Source organism: Prochlorococcus marinus str. MIT 0912, assembly GCF_027359595.1.
Taxonomy (GTDB): Bacteria; Cyanobacteriota; Cyanobacteriia; order PCC-6307; family Cyanobiaceae; genus Prochlorococcus_B; species Prochlorococcus_B marinus_C.
On sequence record NZ_CP114783.1, the window covers coordinates 1,568,062 to 1,585,605 of the forward strand.

The 17,544-nt window shown below is 35.4% G+C and carries 16 protein-coding genes; 8 read left to right on the forward strand and 8 right to left on the reverse strand.

Going from position 1 to position 17,544, the window contains the following annotated elements:
* The first annotated feature begins 64 nt into the window (after positions 1-64).
* The 5 genes from prfB to O5640_RS09035 all read left to right on the forward strand — a co-directional run bounded on the left by prfB (position 65) and on the right by O5640_RS09035 (position 3,029).
* Positions 65-1,175 (forward strand): peptide chain release factor 2 gene (gene prfB, locus O5640_RS09015; RefSeq protein ID WP_269613837.1). Its coding sequence is split into 2 segments (ribosomal slippage): positions 65-139 and positions 141-1,175, totalling 1,110 coding nucleotides; the frame shifts between segments, so codons are not numbered across the junction.
* Positions 1,176-1,186: 11 nt separating this feature from the next.
* Positions 1,187-1,378 carry a DUF3285 domain-containing protein gene (locus tag O5640_RS09020; RefSeq protein WP_269612121.1) on the forward strand — a complete coding sequence of 64 codons (192 nt, stop codon included), beginning with the start codon at positions 1,187-1,189 and terminating at the stop codon, positions 1,376-1,378.
* Between the two features lie 4 nt (positions 1,379-1,382).
* Positions 1,383-1,937: an rRNA maturation RNase YbeY gene (gene ybeY, locus O5640_RS09025; RefSeq protein ID WP_269612123.1), complete on the forward strand. Its 555-nt coding sequence runs from the start codon at positions 1,383-1,385 to the stop codon at positions 1,935-1,937.
* Between the two features lie 23 nt (positions 1,938-1,960).
* A complete protein-coding gene (locus O5640_RS09030) occupies positions 1,961-2,419 on the forward strand; it encodes a diacylglycerol kinase family protein (protein WP_269612124.1) in 459 nt (152 codons plus the stop codon).
* A 13-nt stretch (positions 2,420-2,432) separates the two neighbouring features.
* Positions 2,433-3,029, forward strand: a complete 597-nt coding sequence (locus O5640_RS09035) for an anthranilate synthase component II (RefSeq protein ID WP_269612125.1) — start codon at positions 2,433-2,435, stop codon at positions 3,027-3,029.
* A gap of 39 nt (positions 3,030-3,068) precedes the next feature.
* Here the strand turns inward: O5640_RS09035 and O5640_RS09040 are convergent, their stop codons facing one another.
* The 4 genes from O5640_RS09040 to mnmE form a co-directional block, all read right to left on the reverse strand.
* Positions 3,069-4,184, reverse strand: a complete 1,116-nt coding sequence (locus O5640_RS09040) for a pyridoxal phosphate-dependent aminotransferase (protein ID WP_269612126.1) — start codon at positions 4,182-4,184, stop codon at positions 3,069-3,071.
* Positions 4,184-6,007 (reverse strand): arginine--tRNA ligase, encoded by a 1,824-nt coding sequence (gene argS, locus O5640_RS09045; RefSeq protein ID WP_269612128.1) that lies wholly within the window; start codon positions 6,005-6,007, stop codon positions 4,184-4,186. The genes O5640_RS09040 and argS overlap by 1 nt, the downstream gene beginning before the upstream one ends.
* A gap of 75 nt (positions 6,008-6,082) precedes the next feature.
* Positions 6,083-6,946 carry a carboxylating nicotinate-nucleotide diphosphorylase gene (gene nadC, locus O5640_RS09050; protein ID WP_269612129.1) on the reverse strand — a complete coding sequence of 288 codons (864 nt, stop codon included), beginning with the start codon at positions 6,944-6,946 and terminating at the stop codon, positions 6,083-6,085.
* 301 nt (positions 6,947-7,247) lie between these two features.
* Positions 7,248-8,642: a tRNA uridine-5-carboxymethylaminomethyl(34) synthesis GTPase MnmE gene (mnmE, locus tag O5640_RS09055; protein WP_269612130.1), complete on the reverse strand. Its 1,395-nt coding sequence runs from the start codon at positions 8,640-8,642 to the stop codon at positions 7,248-7,250.
* A gap of 70 nt (positions 8,643-8,712) precedes the next feature.
* On the opposite strand from mnmE, the gene O5640_RS09060 reads away from it, so the two are divergent.
* Positions 8,713-9,168, forward strand: a complete 456-nt coding sequence (locus O5640_RS09060; RefSeq protein ID WP_269612131.1) for a DUF2062 domain-containing protein — start codon at positions 8,713-8,715, stop codon at positions 9,166-9,168.
* Positions 9,169-9,227: 59 nt separating this feature from the next.
* On the opposite strand, the gene O5640_RS09065 is transcribed toward O5640_RS09060, so the two are convergent.
* The gene (locus O5640_RS09065) at positions 9,228-11,564 is read right to left on the reverse strand and encodes a RelA/SpoT family protein (protein ID WP_269612132.1); all 2,337 of its coding nucleotides are present in this window, start codon (positions 11,562-11,564) and stop codon (positions 9,228-9,230) included.
* A 55-nt stretch (positions 11,565-11,619) separates the two neighbouring features.
* On the opposite strand from O5640_RS09065, the gene O5640_RS09070 reads away from it, so the two are divergent.
* The gene (locus tag O5640_RS09070; RefSeq protein WP_269612133.1) at positions 11,620-13,224 is read left to right on the forward strand and encodes an ABC transporter ATP-binding protein; all 1,605 of its coding nucleotides are present in this window, start codon (positions 11,620-11,622) and stop codon (positions 13,222-13,224) included.
* Here the strand turns inward: O5640_RS09070 and O5640_RS09075 are convergent.
* Positions 13,208-14,188, reverse strand: a complete 981-nt coding sequence (locus O5640_RS09075) for an RluA family pseudouridine synthase (RefSeq protein ID WP_269612134.1) — start codon at positions 14,186-14,188, stop codon at positions 13,208-13,210. The two genes, O5640_RS09070 and O5640_RS09075, sit on opposite strands and share 17 nt — an antisense overlap.
* On the reverse strand, positions 14,188-15,051 hold the full coding sequence (gene ylqF / locus O5640_RS09080) for a ribosome biogenesis GTPase YlqF (RefSeq protein ID WP_269612135.1): 864 nt from the start codon (positions 15,049-15,051) through the stop codon (positions 14,188-14,190). The genes O5640_RS09075 and ylqF overlap by 1 nt, the downstream gene beginning before the upstream one ends.
* Before the next feature lie 481 nt (positions 15,052-15,532).
* Between ylqF and O5640_RS09085 the strand changes: the two genes are divergently transcribed.
* Positions 15,533-16,738 (forward strand): phosphoglycerate kinase, encoded by a 1,206-nt coding sequence (locus O5640_RS09085; RefSeq protein ID WP_269612136.1) that lies wholly within the window; start codon positions 15,533-15,535, stop codon positions 16,736-16,738.
* 41 nt (positions 16,739-16,779) lie between these two features.
* Here O5640_RS09085 and O5640_RS09090 read toward each other — a convergent pair whose 3' ends face one another.
* Positions 16,780-17,496, reverse strand: coding sequence for a hypothetical protein (locus O5640_RS09090; protein ID WP_269612137.1), 717 nt, complete (start codon positions 17,494-17,496; stop codon positions 16,780-16,782).
* Between the last annotated feature and the right edge of the window lie 48 nt (positions 17,497-17,544).

Genomic DNA, 17,544 nt, shown 5'->3' on the forward strand with positions numbered 1-17,544 from the left:
GTTCATTTATAGTTTTTGGGTGGATATGCTGATAGCTTTTAATGTATTGATTCTATTACTTCGCTTGCAAGACCTGACTGATTTTAAAAGAGACCTTTCTCTATTGACTTCTCGCCTGGGTACAGCCCAGGATTGTCTTTGACGAACCTGCATTACTCGCTAGAAAAAGGGATTTAGAGCAAGTTGCATCGCAACCTGAGTTTTGGAACGATCCCAAAAATGCGCAAAAACAGATGCGTCAACTTGATGAGGTTAAAGCAGAGTTAGAAAAATTAATTACATGGAGGGGTGCTATTGAGGATGCAAATCTTTCTCTAGAGCTTTTTGAGTTAGACCCTGATGAAGAAATTCTTTCTGAGGCTCACAAAGGGCTTGAGAAATTAAAACAAGAACTTGAACGTTGGGAGACGGAGCGCCTCTTAAGTGGACCCTATGATAAAGAGGGTGCAGTTCTCTCCATTAATGCCGGTGCTGGTGGGACTGATGCCCAAGATTGGGCCCAAATGCTTCTAAGGATGTATACCCGTTGGGCTGAAAATAATGGTATGAAAGTAATTATTAATGAACTTTCAGAGGGAGAGGAAGCTGGAATCAAAAGTGTCACTATCGAAATAGAAGGTGTTTACGCATATGGTTTTTTACAAAATGAAAAAGGAACTCATCGTTTAGTAAGAATCTCCCCTTTTAATGCCAATGGAAAGCGTCAAACAAGTTTTGCGGGAGTTGAAGTTATGCCTAAACTTGATGAGGAGGTTGAACTTGAGATTCCTGAAAAGGATTTAGAAATTACGACAAGTCGCTCAGGTGGAGCAGGTGGACAAAATGTGAATAAAGTTGAGACTGCGGTTCGAATTCTTCATGTGCCTACGGGTATTGCAGTTAGATGTACACAAGAAAGATCTCAGCTTCAAAATAAAGATAAGGCAATGGCACTTCTAAAATCAAAATTAATGGTCATAGCAGTAGAGCAAAGGGCTTCAGAGATTGCAGATATTCGGGGGGACATTGTTGAAGCTGCGTGGGGCAATCAAATTAGAAATTATGTTTTTCACCCTTATCAGATGGTAAAAGATTTACGTACTGAAAAAGAGACAACAGATGTAGATTCAGTAATGAATGGGGAAATAGATATGTTTATCCAGTCTCTTTTAAGGCAAAATATTGAAGAGTCATAAATCAATAAGATATGAATAATAAAATTATTTCTGATGACGTTGCCAGAAAAGGAACGCCATCTCCAAGTTTTGTCAAACTTGCGATGAAAAACATGGTCCGGAAAGGCAGTCAAAGTCTTTCTCATTTTGGTTTAACAGCATTGGGTTTTCTTGGATTTATTCTTTTAGTTGCTGTTCTTGGGAAACCCCATATCCCTCAATAACTTGATGGAGAATTATTCGACTACTTCGTATAAATTGGATGTAGATCTTTCTTTTACGCCCTTCCCCGTTGAAGATTTAGATGTCTATGTGAAGAGTGAGACTTTAGAGTTGATGAAAAATCCAAGTAAATGGATTAAGGAGATAGGTAGCTGGATTAGATTTATCCAAGTAGATAAATCATTGAAGTGTCCTGAAATTGTCAGGAATGCATCTCAACTTAGTTTGGGTTTGGAATTAACTAATGATAAAAAAATTCTTGATTTGAATAATTCCTGGCTTGGGAAATCAAAAAGTACAGATGTGCTTTCATTTCCCATTATTGATGAGACATTTTTAGGTGTAAGTAATGAATTTCTTGAATTGGGTGACATAGTTATCTCAGTCCCGACAGCAATCAGACAAGCCAAAGATAATAATGTTGATTTATTTAGAGAACTTAGATGGCTTGCAACTCATGGCCTTTTACACCTTTTGGGTTGGGATCATAGTGACGAAGAGAGTCTTAATAAAATGCTTTTAATTCAAGAGCAACTTCTTGATATTGGAGTTATTCTTTAAAATAAGAATGAAGACTCACAAATATGGTTCCTGAGATATCCAATGACTCTGAAAGAGAAGTTAGGGACATGTCTCAAACTCTTCAAAGTTCCAATAAAAGGTCATCGTGGAAGATAGCTAAAGATTTACCAACTAGTTTTTTATATGCAGCTAAAGGATTAAAATATGCTTTCTCAACCCAGAGAAATTTTCGGATTCATGTTGGTTTTGCATTGGGTGCGTTTGGCTTAAGCTTTTTTTTAGGCCTTAAGAAAAGTGATTTAGCAATAATGGCCCTTACAGCCACTAGTGTGTTAGTAGTTGAATTGCTTAATACAGCGATTGAATCTGTTGTTGATTTGGCTATTGGGAAACGATTTCATCCTCTCGCGCAAATCGCTAAAGATTGTTCAGCTGGGGCAGTTTTAGTAGCTTCAATCAGTTCGGTGCTGATTGCTGCTTTATTATTATTTCCTCCATTACTTCAACAGTTAGGAATTTAATGGCTTAAAAACTATGTTTTTGGTGATCGACAATTATGACAGTTTCACTTATAACCTCGTTCAATATTTGGGCGAACTAGCTTCTCAGCACCCTATTGCGTCAGAAGTAAGAGTTGAACGTAATGATGCTCTGACGATCAGTGAGATTAAAGATTTAAATCCTGATGCGATTTTGTTATCTCCTGGTCCAGGAGATCCGAATCAATCTGGAGTTTGTCTGGATATTCTATCTGAGTTATCAATTGAAATACCAACGCTTGGCGTCTGTCTTGGTCATCAAGCTATTACTCAAGCGTTCGGTGGAAAAATAATCAGAGCTCACGAATTAATGCATGGTAAAACATCTAATGTTTTGCATAGAGGTACTGGAATATTTAAAGATTTGCCTAATCCTTTAGTAGCAACTAGATATCATAGCTTAATTGCAGAGAGAGAAGGGTTCCCAGAATGCTTAGAGGTTATAGCCTGGCTAGAGGATGAAACAATTATGGGAATAACTCATAAAGATTATCCGCACATATATGGGGTACAGTTCCATCCTGAGAGTGTATTGACCGAAGCTGGTCATAAGTTACTCTCTAATTTCTTGGACATAGCTGATTCTTCCTAGAATAGCTCAACTTATGTAGATGTTATCAAATATTATACACTATATTTCATCGACAATCTTGAAAACTGACCAGAACCTTTTCATCTGATCAATTGTTCCAATGCTAACTCTGATGGAGCCTTTTAAATCTTTTTTCTTATCCATATTTCTAATTAAAATTCCAGATGACTTTAGCTTTTGCTCAACTTGTGTTGGGTTTGATCTTGGCCAAAGTAGAAAATAGTTTCCTCCATCAATATGATGCTTAACATGGTACTTCTCGAATTGATCTTTGATCCAATTACGAGCCTCAAGTACTTCGTTCACGTACGAATCAGTATAGGACTGATCTTTCAGTGCTGCAAAAGCAGCAATCACAGCAAAGTTATTGACGTCATAAGGACCAGTGACTCTATTAACAATATTAATTACTTTGGAATGACCAAGAGCAAACCCAATTCTTAAACTTGCCAAACCAGCAGTCTTAGAAAGTGATCTTAATACAACAAGATTAGGTGTCTTTTGGAAATTTACAAATGGTAGAACACTATCACCTGTAAACGCCTCGTAAAGTTCATCGACAACAACTAGTGTTTTAGATGAAAGTTTTGTGATCTCTATAATTCTTTCAGGACTTAACCTTGTTCCGGTGGGGTTATTGGGGTTGCAGATGAGTAAAATTTTCGGATTATTTTGAGTGATGAATTCGCAAATACTATCAAATGGATATTGAAAATCTTTCCCCTCATAGGGTATTGAATTGATTTTCATGCCTCGCATTTGTGCGCAAGGGGTATAATATCCAAAAGTAGGCGATGTTGTTAGCATTAGATCATTAAAGTCGCCATAGGCATGAAAAATAGCATTTATTGCTGCATCTACTCCATTAAAAATACCAATTTCAGAAGAGTTTATATTTACGCTTGAATTTTGTTTAATGAGAGCTTCTACTACTTTTTCTTTTAGACCTGAGTATTCAGGATAAATAGAGATTTCATCTCTGCTTATTTCTCTTAGTGATTTAATTACTAGCGGGCTTGGCCCAATAGTGTTTTCATTAAAGTCTAGTCTTAGTAAATTTCGTCTTCCTTCCAATGGTGCTGAATATGGCTTTAAATTCTCGATATCTTTCCTTGGATTAGGTAGATCAATAAATGAACCTTCTGTTTTTTCCATTACATTCTTTCCAGAGTGGGGATGCCTAACAAACTCATCCCAAGTTTAAGTGTATCTGCAGTGATGGAGCATAAAGCAAGTCTACTGGTTCTGGCAGGTTCACTTGTTTTTAAAATAGGAACTTGATCATAGAATCTGTTGAAAATCTGACTTAATTCAAATAAATACCCGCAGAGACGATTAGGAAGAAGTTCTTTTTCGACTTCAGCGATAATACAATCAAGTTGTAATAACTTTCGAATCAAGGCCCATTCTTGTGCTTCATTGAACTGAAAATTTTGACTTGAGACATTTAAATCCCCACCTTTGCGAGATATTCCGGCTATTCGTACCAATGCATAAAGTAAATAAGGTGCTGTATTCCCCTGCAATGAGAGCATCTTATCAAAACTAAATTGGTAGTTAGAAACTCTATTTTGACTTAGATCCGCATACTTGATAGCTGCAATCCCAACAGTGGTAGAAACTTTATCTATAAAACTTTCATTTTCGGATCTGCTTTCAGTATTGAGACGATCTTTAAGATCTTCTCGTGCTCGTTGAATTGCTTCATCCAGAAGGTCTACTAATCTAACTGTTTCTCCAGAACGAGTTTTTAACTTCTTACCATCTTCTCCTTGAACAAGACCAAAGGGGACATGCTCAATTTGACAATCTGTAGGAATCCAATTTGCAAGCTTTGCAATTTGAAAAACCCCAGAGAAATGTGATGCTTGACCAGCATCTGTGACATAAATCAACCGGAATGCTCCATCTCCATGTGGGGGAGTAGTTAATCTGTACCTAAGGGCTGCCAAATCAGTGGTTGCATAATTAAAACCTCCGTCACTTTTTTGAATAATTATTGGTTGAGGTTTGCCGTCTTTTCCTACTACGCCATCAAGGAAAATACATTGAGCCCCTTGATCATTTATTAGTAAATTTTTATTTTTTAAATCATTAATAACATCTACTAAAAATTTGTTATAAAAGGACTCACCTCTTTCAATTAGCTTGATATCAAGTCGATCGTAGATCTTTTGAAACTCTTTTCTGGATTGTTTACAGAGTAATTGCCACGCAATTAGACTTTCTTTATCACCTGATTGTAAATTAACAACCTCATTTCTAGATTTATTTTGAAAGATTTGATCTTCATCAAATCTTTTTTTTGATTGACGATAGAAATTTACTAGATCGCTTATTTCCACTACATCTTTTGTATGGAGTGCCTCTGGTATAACCTCTTTGAGATGAGTGATGAGCATGCCAAATTGTGTACCCCAATCTCCCACATGATTGAGCCGTAAGACTTCATAACCGCAGAATTCAAGAACCCGTGCTAAGGAGTCCCCAATAATTGTTGATCGTAAGTGCCCAACATGCATTTCTTTGGCAATATTTGGGCTGGAAAAATCAATAATCACGCGGTTATTATTTTTTCGATCTTCTATTTTGTCATGACTAAATTTTTTGAGAGGCACCCCCAATCTTTTATCATTTAAACGAAAGTGGATTTCCGATATAAGTGTTTTTGAATTTATGGATAGGTTTATGAAACCTGGACCTGCAATGACTGGTGGATTACATATTTTAATGAACTCATTATCTTCATGTAGTTGATCAGCTATTTGTTGTGCAATATCACGAGGAGGTTGTTTTATTTCTTTTGCCAGTGATAAAGCACAATTTATTTGAAAATCTCCAAATTCCGGCTTGGATGCGGGGACTAAATTAGAGCCTGTAAGTATTTTAGAAGTTTTTGAACTTCGATTCTCTTTTGGGAATACTTTGATGAAAGCTCTATTAAGGGCTTCTTCTAGTCTGGTGGATATTTCAAGCATGATGTTTATGGTTAGTTAGATACTCTTAAGATTTTTCGGTTTTTATGATGTTGTGAGAAACCCGTTTATTCATTTTTAGTCAAAGCGCATACTGAAATCTATCCATTTACTTTTAGTAATTGGCGCGCTAGTTGAGATTAGATCAATACCTGTGAAAACATAGTCCGATAAATTATCTGGGTTGATTCCAGAAACTTCAATAACAATATTTTTTGAGATGTATGTGAAATCATTGGTTTTTGAAAGTTGACGTAATTCTGGCACTAATTTTGCTATCGCTGTGATAGACATTTCATCAAGTAAAACTCCATCAGCACCTGCCTCTACAGCTTCTTTCGCTTGGGAGGGAGTTTCTGCTTCGACTATTATTTTTTTTGTCCATGGAATAGTTTTTTTTAAGATTTTGATACTCTCTTTAATCCCCCGAGACCATTCAATATGATTTTCTTTCAACATGGCAGCATCATCTAATCCAAGTCTATGATTAATACCACCACCACAATGAAAAGCATATTTTTCAAATATTCTCAGACCTGGAGTCGTTTTACGGGTGTCTGCTAACTTCACATCGGATCCTGATAGTTTGGCTACTAGTAAAGCTGTTGATGTAGCAATACCAGAAAGATGCATGGCTACATTTAGAGTTATTCGCTCTCCTGCTACTAAAGAAGAGGATGAACCTTTTAATTCTAGAAGTCTTTGATTCTTTTTAAACTTCTGACCATCCTCTATTAGAAGTTGAATATCAACTTGGGGATCAATTTTTCTAAATATTAGTTTGACTAGATCTCCACCGCAAAAAGTCCCATCCTCTTTTGCTACCCAATGTGCTGATACACTTCTTTCGTTGAGGACAAATCTTGTGAGATCTCCATGACCGAGATCTTCCTCAATCCAGGTGTCTAATATTTTATGTAGCTTTGGTGAGCGAAGATCCACAATACAACAAATACATTCGTTACTATACCAATATTAAAACCATATATAAAAATATCTTTTTCTATATTTAAATTTTATCTACTTATTTTGTCTTAAAAGTTTTAAAAAATAGAAATCTTTTAATATTTTTTCTTTGAGATATGTGAACTATATGCTTTAATTAAATTACTATCAACTTTTTCGATCAAGTGGACGTTGTTCATAGTGTGAATATTATGGTTGCACTACTGATTGGAGGAGTTTGCTATTACTTATATTACATTTTTACAATCGATAATCAGTAGTAGATAAACACTGCTGATTACTTACCAATACAGAATTTCGAAAATATATTATCAAGTAAGCTTTCTGTTAAATCGTCTCCTGTTAGTTCTCCTAAATAATTAATAGCTTGTCTTAAATCAATCGTCCAGAAATCCCACGGTAGCTTTTCATCAAAAACTTTATTAATATTTTCTAGGGATTCCATCGTGGATTTCGCGAGGTCAAGTTGTCTTTCATTTAGAGCAATATGCAATCCATGCGTTTGAGAAGAACCACATATTTTTAGTATGTAACTAATTAGATCGCTTTCTCCATTTCCGGTTTTTGCACTCATAATCACTAGATTTTCTTTTTTTAATATATATTTTGGAACTTTTTTACAAGATTGGTTGTTCGTTAAATCAGATTTATTTCCAACAATTAAGAATGGAATATTTTTGGGCAATTGTTTTAGTATTGACTCATCCTCGCTAGTCCATCCTTTTGAATAATCAAAGATTAATATGATTAGATCAGCTTGAATTAAAGTTTTTTTAGTTCTAGAAATTCCAATATTTTCGATGATATTGTTAGTCTCTCTTAGACCTGCTGTATCAATAAAAGTTACTGGTATGCCCTCCAATACAATCTCACTTTCTAAAAGATCTCTTGTGGTTCCAGGTAAGTCAGTCACAATAGCTTTTTCTTGTTTACAAAGACTATTTAGTAAGGAGCTTTTTCCTACATTAGGCTTTCCGGTTAGTGCAACTTTTAAGCCCGAACGAACCCAAGATGCTCTTGTAGCATTATCAATTAGTTCAATTAGATCTTTTTTAATTGCGATAAGTTCATTCTGTACATGCTTTTCATCTAGAATTGGAAGATCTTCTTCAAAATCTATTCTTGCTTCAATTTCCGTTAGTTGCTCAATCAATCGTTTCCTAATTGATTGAATCGTAGTTTGAATATTTCCTTCAATTCCATTAATTGCAAGTTCTGCTGCTTTTCGACTTCTTGCTGATACCAGCTCACTAATTGATTCTGCTTGAGTGAGGCTAAGACGACCATTGAGCACGGCTCGTTGACTAAACTCACCTGGTTCTGCTCTTCGAACAGTTGGGATATTCAGAATTCTTTCAAGGATCTTTTGGACTGCAATGATTCCACCATGGCAATGAATTTCTACTACATCTTCACCTGTAAAGCTTCGTGGCCCTTTCATTATTAGTATTAAGACTTCATCGATAAATATTCTTTGATTTGCTTCTGTTACATGTCCGTACAGCACTTTGTGAGTGCTCCACTCGTGCGTTCCTGGAATATGAACAATAGTTTTAGTTATCTCAATAGCGGATGATCCAGAGATCCTAATGACAGCGATACTTCCTTGGCCGGGAGAAACAGCAGTCGCAATTGCAGCAATAGTATCTTCAGTAGGGGAAAACGAATTCATTAATCAATAATCACGCAATCTTCACTAAGATCAACTCTAGTTTCTTTTTTGGATCAAGATTTTTTAAAACATGAAAAAAATCTTCCTAAATCTAATACAAAGAATTCGTAAATTTATCTCTTGGCTCTGGAATCAGGAAGGTTCTCCCTCTATGAGAGCATTAGGACTGGGTGTGGGGATATTTAGTGGTTGCTTTCCATTCTTTGGTTTGCAAACCTTGATGGGTGTGTTTTTAGCAAAAATCTTCAAAGGAAACAGTATTTTGGCGGCTGTTGGAACCTGGATTAGCAACCCATTTACTTATGTTCCTCTTTATTATTTTAATTATAGACTGGGCTCATTAATACTCAATAAAGATAAAAATGTAGTAGATTTTAGCCATATCACTACAAATGAGTTGTGGTCTCAAGGTTGGTACTTGAGTTCTAGACTGATTCTGGGTTCGACATGTATGGGTCTTTTTGCGGGAGTAGTTGGTGGATTTGGTCTATATTTTTTACTCAAAAAACTCTCTAATAAAATTTAAAATGCTATATCTTAGATATCATTTATTTGTTATTAAAAATCTTTTGGATCAGGTAACAGTTAATTCATTCCTGTTCTAGCTATATCTAAGACATCAACCATTGAACGTATTTGATTGATAGTAATTTCTAATTGATTAACGCTTTCCAGTTCAATTCTAAGGTCTATGCAGGCAGGTTTACCATGAGATGTCTTGACTCTTGCATCGATTACGTTAATACCTCTATCAGAAAGTCTCATTAATATGTCTTTAAGTACTCCTACTCTATCAATAACTTCAATTCTTAATTGAATAGGAAATTTCTCTTCTATGGCATGTTTATTGCTATTCCACTTGACTGATAGTCTTCTATTGTTAGGTACTGATTGTACATTGACACAATTAGTTCGATGTATCGTAATTCCATGATTACCCAGTGCAACTGTTCCAAGTATTAATTCTCCTGGTAAAGGGCTACAACATCTCCCTAGTCGATAGTCAAGTCCTTCTAAGCCAACTATTGGCGAATATTTTGCTTGAGATGTTTTTGATTTGTTTGAAGCTAGATTTGCTTGTGCCCCAATTTGGTTCGCTAGATCTATATCGCTTAATTCAGTCTCAGATGGTTGGTTTTGTATTTTTATCTCTTCTCTAAATCTATTGATTACTTGATGTAGGGTTAATGCCCCAAATCCAAGTGCTGCTAATAAATCTTCCGTAGACTTGAGATTACACCTCTCAGCAACTTTTGTTATTGCTTCACTTTTCAGTAAATTATCAATTCCTTTCCGACCAAATTCTTGTTCTAGTAGTTCCTTTCCTCTTGATATTGTTTCTTGACGATGACTTTTTTTATACCATTGTCTAATACGATTTCTAGCTGTGGGTGTGGCTACATAGTTTAACCAATCCAAGCTTGGATGAGAGCTCTTGTGAGTTAGGATCTCAACGAAATCTCCATTTTCAAGAGGTGTTGATAGCACACAAAGTCGATCATTAATCCTAGCACCATTGCAATGATTTCCTACTTCAGAGTGAATTCGATAAGCAAAATCGATTGCTGTTGAACCATTTCTTAATCCCAAAACATCTCCTTTTGGAGTAAAAACAAATACTTCTTCATCAAATAAATCCTCTTTAATTGAGGCAAGGTAGTCATTATGATTATCAACCCCATCTTCTTGTTGCCATTCTACTAATTGGCGTAACCAATTAAATTTTTCTGAATCAGGATTAGCAGGAGATCCTCCTTCTTTATACTTCCAGTGAGCTGCAATTCCGAATTCTGAAACCCTATGCATTTCTGGAGTCCTGATTTGCACTTCAATAGGCCTATGCCTGCCAATTACAGCAGTATGGAGTGACTGATAGCCATTTGGTTTTGGGAGACCTATGTAGTCTTTAAACCGACCAGGGATTGGTCTGAATGTGTCATGGACAACAGCAAGAGCTCGATAACATGTCTCGACATCTGAGACAAGAATTCTTAGAGCAGCAACATCAAAAATCTCATGAAATTCTTTTTGTTGTCTTTGCATTTTGCTCCATATTCCATATAAATGTTTTGGCCTTCCACTAACTTCACATTGCCTAAGTCCTGCTGAGCTCAAGCGATCTATAAGTAATTGAACAGTTATATTTAATCTCTCTTCTCTTTCACTACGTTTACTAGCTATTTGTTGTTGAATTTCTCGGAAGGGATCTGGCTCTAAAAGTTTAAATGCGAGGTCTTCTAGTTCCCATTTAAAGCGTCCTATTCCTAAACGGTTTGCTAGAGGAGCATAAATTTCTCTAGTTTCCTTGGCTATTCGAGTTTGTTTCTCTTTATCTAAGTAACTAATAGTTCTCATATTGTGAAGCCTATCTGCAAGCTTCACAAGTACAACTCGAATATCACTAGCCATGGCTAGAAACATTTTACGTAGGTTTTCTGCTTGAGCTTCTGTTCGATTATTAAAATGGATTCCTCCTAATTTAGTCACACCTTCAACTAGATATCTAACTTCACTGCCAAAATACCCTTCCAGTTGTTCTGGTGTTATGTCTGTATCTTCGACGACGTCATGTAAAAAACCTGCTGCAATTACACTAGCGCTTGCACCTATCTCTCTTAGTAAGTCAGCTACTGCAACTGGATGTATTATATAAGGCTCACCACTTTTTCGATATTGCCCTTTGTGTAATTGAAATGCAAGATCAAAAGCGGAAACTAAAAGTGCTTCTGAATCTCTTGGGCAACTCAGTCCTATCCCGGGCGGAATATTTTTAATGCAATTTCTTAACCATTCTGGCAAAATAATTTCATAATCATCAATATGTTTGATCTGATGAGTTCTAAGTTGCGGCTGACCATCAAAAAATTCATCACAGACGATATGAGTCTGGTTTGAATTGTGTACAGAGGTGACTTTAGGCATCAGCACCGAAGCTTAATTTATTTTATTCAAACTCAACATTTCTTGCTACCTTTTTATGAATAATTCATCAAAAGAAGTTTTAAAGATAAATCAACTAAATGCTATTTATCCAAATACTACTACTTACGTGTTAAGAGGATTAAACTTGAATATGAATGCTGGCGATAGACTTGCATTAGTGGGTAGTTCAGGATGTGGTAAAAGTACTGTTGCTAAGGCAGTAATGCAGCTTCTACCTAATGGATGCATTTGTGATGGTGAAATTGTTTTAAATGGACGAAATGTATTGGGCCTAGGTAAGGTTTCTTTGCAAAATATTCGAGGGAAAGAGGTTGGATTGATATTTCAAGATCCAATGTCACGTTTAAATCCTTTAATGACTGTTGGCGAACATTTGGTTGATACTTTTAAAGCTCATGATGATTCTGAACCAATTTATAAGTTAAAAAAAAAAGCAAAGAGATTATTAGAAAAAGTTGGAATAGATCCTTTAAGATTTAATTCTTTTCCACATGAATTCAGTGGAGGAATGCGACAACGTATAGCAATTGCTTTGGCAATTTGTTTAAGACCTCCTTTGATAATTGCTGATGAACCTACAACTAGTTTGGATACAATAGTTTCTGATCAAATCATGAGTGAATTGAGTTTACTTTGTGATGAGATTGGGACTGCTTTACTATTAATTAGTCATGATTTATCAATGGCATATAAATGGTGTAATAAAATTGCAATACTTGATTTTGGTCATATAGTCGAGTCTGGAAATATTAAAGAGATAGTTGCTAATCCCAAAACTAAGATTGCTCAGAAACTAGTTAACTCAGCTTCTATTTTAGAGGGTTCAGAAAGAGAAATAATTAATAAAAATACTGCATTATTGAATGTAAATAGATTACGTTGCTGGCATGATTTAGGCTTTTGGCCTTTCAAGTCTTCATGGTTAAAAGCTGTTAATGAAGTTACCTTTTCTCTATATGAAGGTGAAACTCTTGGTGTCGTAGGCCCTTCAGGATGCGGTAAGAGCACTCTATGTAGAGCGTTGACTGGCTTATTGCCAATAAGAGGTGGAAGTGTTTTTTTCTTTGGAAAGGATATTTCAACTATCAATAGGAAATCGTTAAAACAATTACGTAAATATATTCAAATTATTTTTCAAGATCCTTCTGCATCTTTGAATCCTAAGATGTCAGTAATTGATTCAATTATAGATCCAATTCTTATCCATCAGTTGTTCAGTCGATCTAAAGCTATAGAAAAAGCTCGTAATCTTCTAAAACTAGTTGGTTTAACGCCCACAGCAATTTATGAAAAACGCTTTCCTTCTCAACTTTCAGGGGGACAACAGCAAAGAGTAGTTATTGCAAGAGCATTGGCACTTAGTCCCAAAATACTTATCTGTGATGAAAGTGTCAGTATGTTAGATGCAGAAATTCAAGCAGAAGTTTTGGAGTTACTACGCTCTTTGCAAGAAAAATTAAAACTGTCTATGTTGTTCATAACTCATGATTTATCTGTTGCGGCAGGCTTTTGTCATAGAGTATTAGTGTTTGATAAGGGTACAATTATCGAAGAGAATTCTGGTAAGAATTTGTTAAATCATCCTCAAAAATACCTAACAAAAAAGATGGTGAAGGCTAGTCCTAGACTTCCGAAATAATATTATTTTTAGGTTGTAATACTTTCAAAAGTCGTTCAAAATCTTTAGGTAATGGGGCTGTAAATTTCATTTTTTCTAATGTTATTGGGTGTATTAAACCCAATTCAACTGCATGCAAAGCTTGGCCACCAAGCTTAATAGGCAATTTTTTACACCTACTGTAAGTTTTGTCTCCAATAATAGGATGACCTATGTGAGCACTATGAACACGAATTTGATGCGTCCTACCTGTATCAAGTTTGAATTTAAGAAGAGAAAAATTTCCTAGATTTTTAATTAATTTCCAATGTGTACAAGCATATCTACCAGAGTCCTCATCAACCACAGCATATTTTTTTCTATCTTTTGGATGTCGACCAATACATCCGACAATCATACCTGCATTGTCTTTAATAGCTCCATGGACAACTGCAATGTAATTTCTTGAAGCTACTCTTTTTTGTATTTGAATTTGTAGTTTAACTAAGGCTTCTTGAGTCTTCGCTACGACAATGCATCCAGTTGTGTCTTTATCTAAGCGATGAACTATTCCAGGCCTTAATTTACCTCCGATTCCTGGTAAGTCTGGGCAATGATTGATTAATCCATTTACTAAAGTTCCTGATTTATTTCCTGGTGCAGGATGAACTGCTATGCCTGCTGTTTTATTAATGACTATTAAATGATTATCTTCATACAAAATATCTAAATCAATTTCTTCTGGTTTTAAGTAAGGAAGAGGTTCAGGTGGTGGTACCCAAAGTTGAATTATATCTCCTGGCCTAACGGGGGTTTTTGCTTTTCCAGTTTTACCGTTCACTCTTGCAAACCCTGCTTCAATGAATTTCTGAATATGAGCCCTACTTTGTTCGGCTCGTTGACTTACCAACCATCTATCAAGTCGCATAGGTAAAGGTTTTTTATATTCACCCTCAAATAATTCACCTGGGCCTTGCCCAAATTCATGTTTGATTTCGTTATGCATTAGGGGACTTCAAGAGAGATATTGCCCAGTAAATTTTTGCGAAAATCATCCAGTAATCTTTGAGACATTCTTCGTGTATCTCCAGAAGTGTGACGTTCTGCTGCTGAAAGTAGCCATAAAGGTTTATCTTTAATGACTTCATTAACAAAGATGCCATATCTATTTTGAAGACACATTGGTTTGATTCCCGCTTCTTGTGCGTTTTCTAATGTCTCAAGAAGTTTCATAAAGTTAATGGCTACTTGTTCAGTATCGTATGCGGCTTGACCAATATCATCACAAATAGCTAATTTTAACGCGGCATTTTGATCTTCAAATCTTGGAGGAAGAACTCCAGGAGCATCTAATAGATCCAGATCTTGTCCCAATCTTACCCATCTCAAACTTCTTGTGACCCCAGGTTTTCTTGAGCTAGATACAACTTTCTTTTTAACTAGTCTGTTAATGAGAGCGGATTTTCCAACATTTGGAAATCCAAGAGTGAGAACTCTAATTGCACGATTTTTCATGCCTCGGTCAAGACGTCTTTGATTTAACTCTTTCCCAGCACGAATAGCGGCGTGTTTTATTTGGAGAACACCTGTTCCAGCTTTTGCATCACACCACCATGGGATTTTTCCTTCTGACCTTAATTTTTTATCCCATGCTTGATAGGCATCGACATTGATCATGTCTTTTCTATTAATAACTAATATTTGCTTCTTTCCTTTTAACCATTTTTGAAGATATGGATGCGACGTGGCGAGGGGGATCCTTGCGTCTCGCACTTCAAAAACTAGATCCACTTTATTCAGGTGTTCCTTTAATTGTTTTTCTGCTTTAGCAATATGCCCTGGATACCATTGTATAAGCTGCTTGTTCACGGAATTTGAAAAAGAATTTGGTGAAATTGATTAATTTAAAAATAATAAAAGTTTATTTTTGATTTATTTTGTAAGTGTAGTTTTGAAAATTATTATTATCAACTTATCATCTGCAAAGATGAAATAAGTTGATAATAATAATAATTGAATTTTTCAGAATATCCCGATGGGAGTTGAATTTTGTTGATCAATCTAGATTGATAGAATTACAATATTTAATAACTTGCCAATAAAAGAAATTTCTCAGAATTGGAGTTTAAATAAAATCGGATTTCTAGCCTTAGAATCTAACTTTATTTTTTCCAGTAATTGCAGGCATTTGAGGGGTGATTAATTATTTTAACCATAAACTTTGAACATTGAAAAAGTCGTTTTAGTGTCTTAAAGGTTTAGGTAGATTTTTTCTGTGTCTTAGCAATTACCCAATTGGTGCCTTTAAAGAGCTATGGTCACTCAGTTTACTTTCTGAATCTCATACATTATGTCTAAGCGTTCCCTGTCAAGTCTCGGCGCTGAAGACTTATGCGGCAAACGTGTTTTAGTGAGAGTTGATTTTAATGTCCCGTTAGGCGATGAGGGGCAAATTACTGATGACACAAGAATTCGTGCTGCTTTACCAACTATTAATGACCTTCTTGAAAAGAGTGCAAGAGTCATTCTTTCTGCTCATTTTGGAAGGCCAAAGGGACAGGTTAATGAAACAATGCGTTTGACTGCTGTAGCTCAAAGACTCAGTGAATTACTAGGTAAAACAGTTACAAAAACTGAAAGTTGTGTAGGAGCTGAAGCCAAGGAAAAAGTTGATGCGATGTCCAATGGCGATGTTGTCCTTTTGGAAAATGTTCGATTTATTGCTGGTGAAGAAAAAAACGATACAGAATTTGCAAAGGAATTAGCTTCTTTGGCAGAAGTCTACGTTAATGATGCTTTTGGAGCGGCCCACCGCGCTCATGCCTCAACTGAGGGGGTTACAAAGTTCTTAAGTCCTTGTGTAGCTGGTTATTTAATGGAAAAAGAACTTAAGTACCTTCAAGGAGCTATAGATCAACCTGAAAAACCTTTAGCAGCAATAGTTGGAGGTTCAAAAGTAAGTAGTAAGATTGGTGTTTTAGAGTCTTTGATTGACAAATGCGACAAAATAATTGTTGGTGGAGGAATGATATTTACTTTTTACAAAGCTAGAGGATTATCTGTTGGAAATAGTCTTGTCGAGGAAGATAAGCTTGAATTGGCAAGTGCCTTGGAGAAGAAAGCAAAAGATAAAGGAGTTGAGTTTCTTTTGCCAAGTGATGTTGTGTTGGCTGATGATTTTTCTGCTAATGCAAATAGTAAATCTTCAAAAGTAGATGCAATCAGCGAAGGTTGGATGGGATTGGATATCGGTTCAGAATCAGTTGAACTCTTTCAGGATGCTTTGAAAGATTGCAAAACTGTTATTTGGAATGGGCCTATGGGTGTCTTTGAATTTGAGAAATTTGCAAATGGCACAAATGCAATAGCAAATACTTTGGCTGAATTGAGTGCTCAAGGATGTTGCACAATTATTGGAGGGGGAGATTCAGTGGCAGCAGTTGAGAAAGCAGGTTTAGCAAAAAACATGTCTCATATATCGACTGGGGGTGGTGCAAGTCTTGAACTTTTGGAAGGGAAAGTTCTTCCAGGAGTTTCTGCTCTAGATGATGTGTAATAATTTCAATCTAATTTTTGATTAATAAAAGTAGGTTTTTATTAATCTACTTTTATTTTTTTTGTGATTAAATAAATCCCTTGAGGATGAGTAATAATTGCTGAAATAGTTTGGGAACCAGGTTTTAAGGGTGCTTGAATAAATTTAAATAAACCACCTGATGTATTTGGCTTAATTCCAAATACTTCATTTGATATGTTCTTATTATCTTCGTTTTTAAGTACGATGATTCCACTGGCAGTTAAAGAATTGTCCAATGGTTTTTCAATAATTAAATTCATTTCATATTTTTCACCTGTAAGAACTTTGTCTGGAGATATGATTTTTATAATAAGAGGTGACTTCTGGCTGTTTAGAATTGATTCTTCATCAATAACTTCATATTCTTTTATTTTATTTTTGTAAGTATCTATTTTAACAGTCTGTTTTGTATATAGATTATAAATTTGATCATTAATTTCTCTTGTAGATATTATTTTTACATCTAGCAATGATTTATTTTGATCATTTTTTACTGGTTTGATTGACCATTTTGCATCTTTATATTTTTTTCGAAAGGTTAAATAATGCTTTTTAAATTGATTGAATGATTTTTGTAGAAATAGCTCCTTAAGCAAATTATCCTTTCTCTGGTTAAGGCTTTCCTCCAATTGATTAATGAATAACTGATTATCTATATTTTTACTTGAAGCAGAATTGATAATTAGGGGATATAGCGCTAAAAAAACTATTGATTTCGCTATTAGTGAATTTCGCACGCCTACCTTTTTTGCTTAATATAACTTACCCTCCAAGGATAAGGTTAT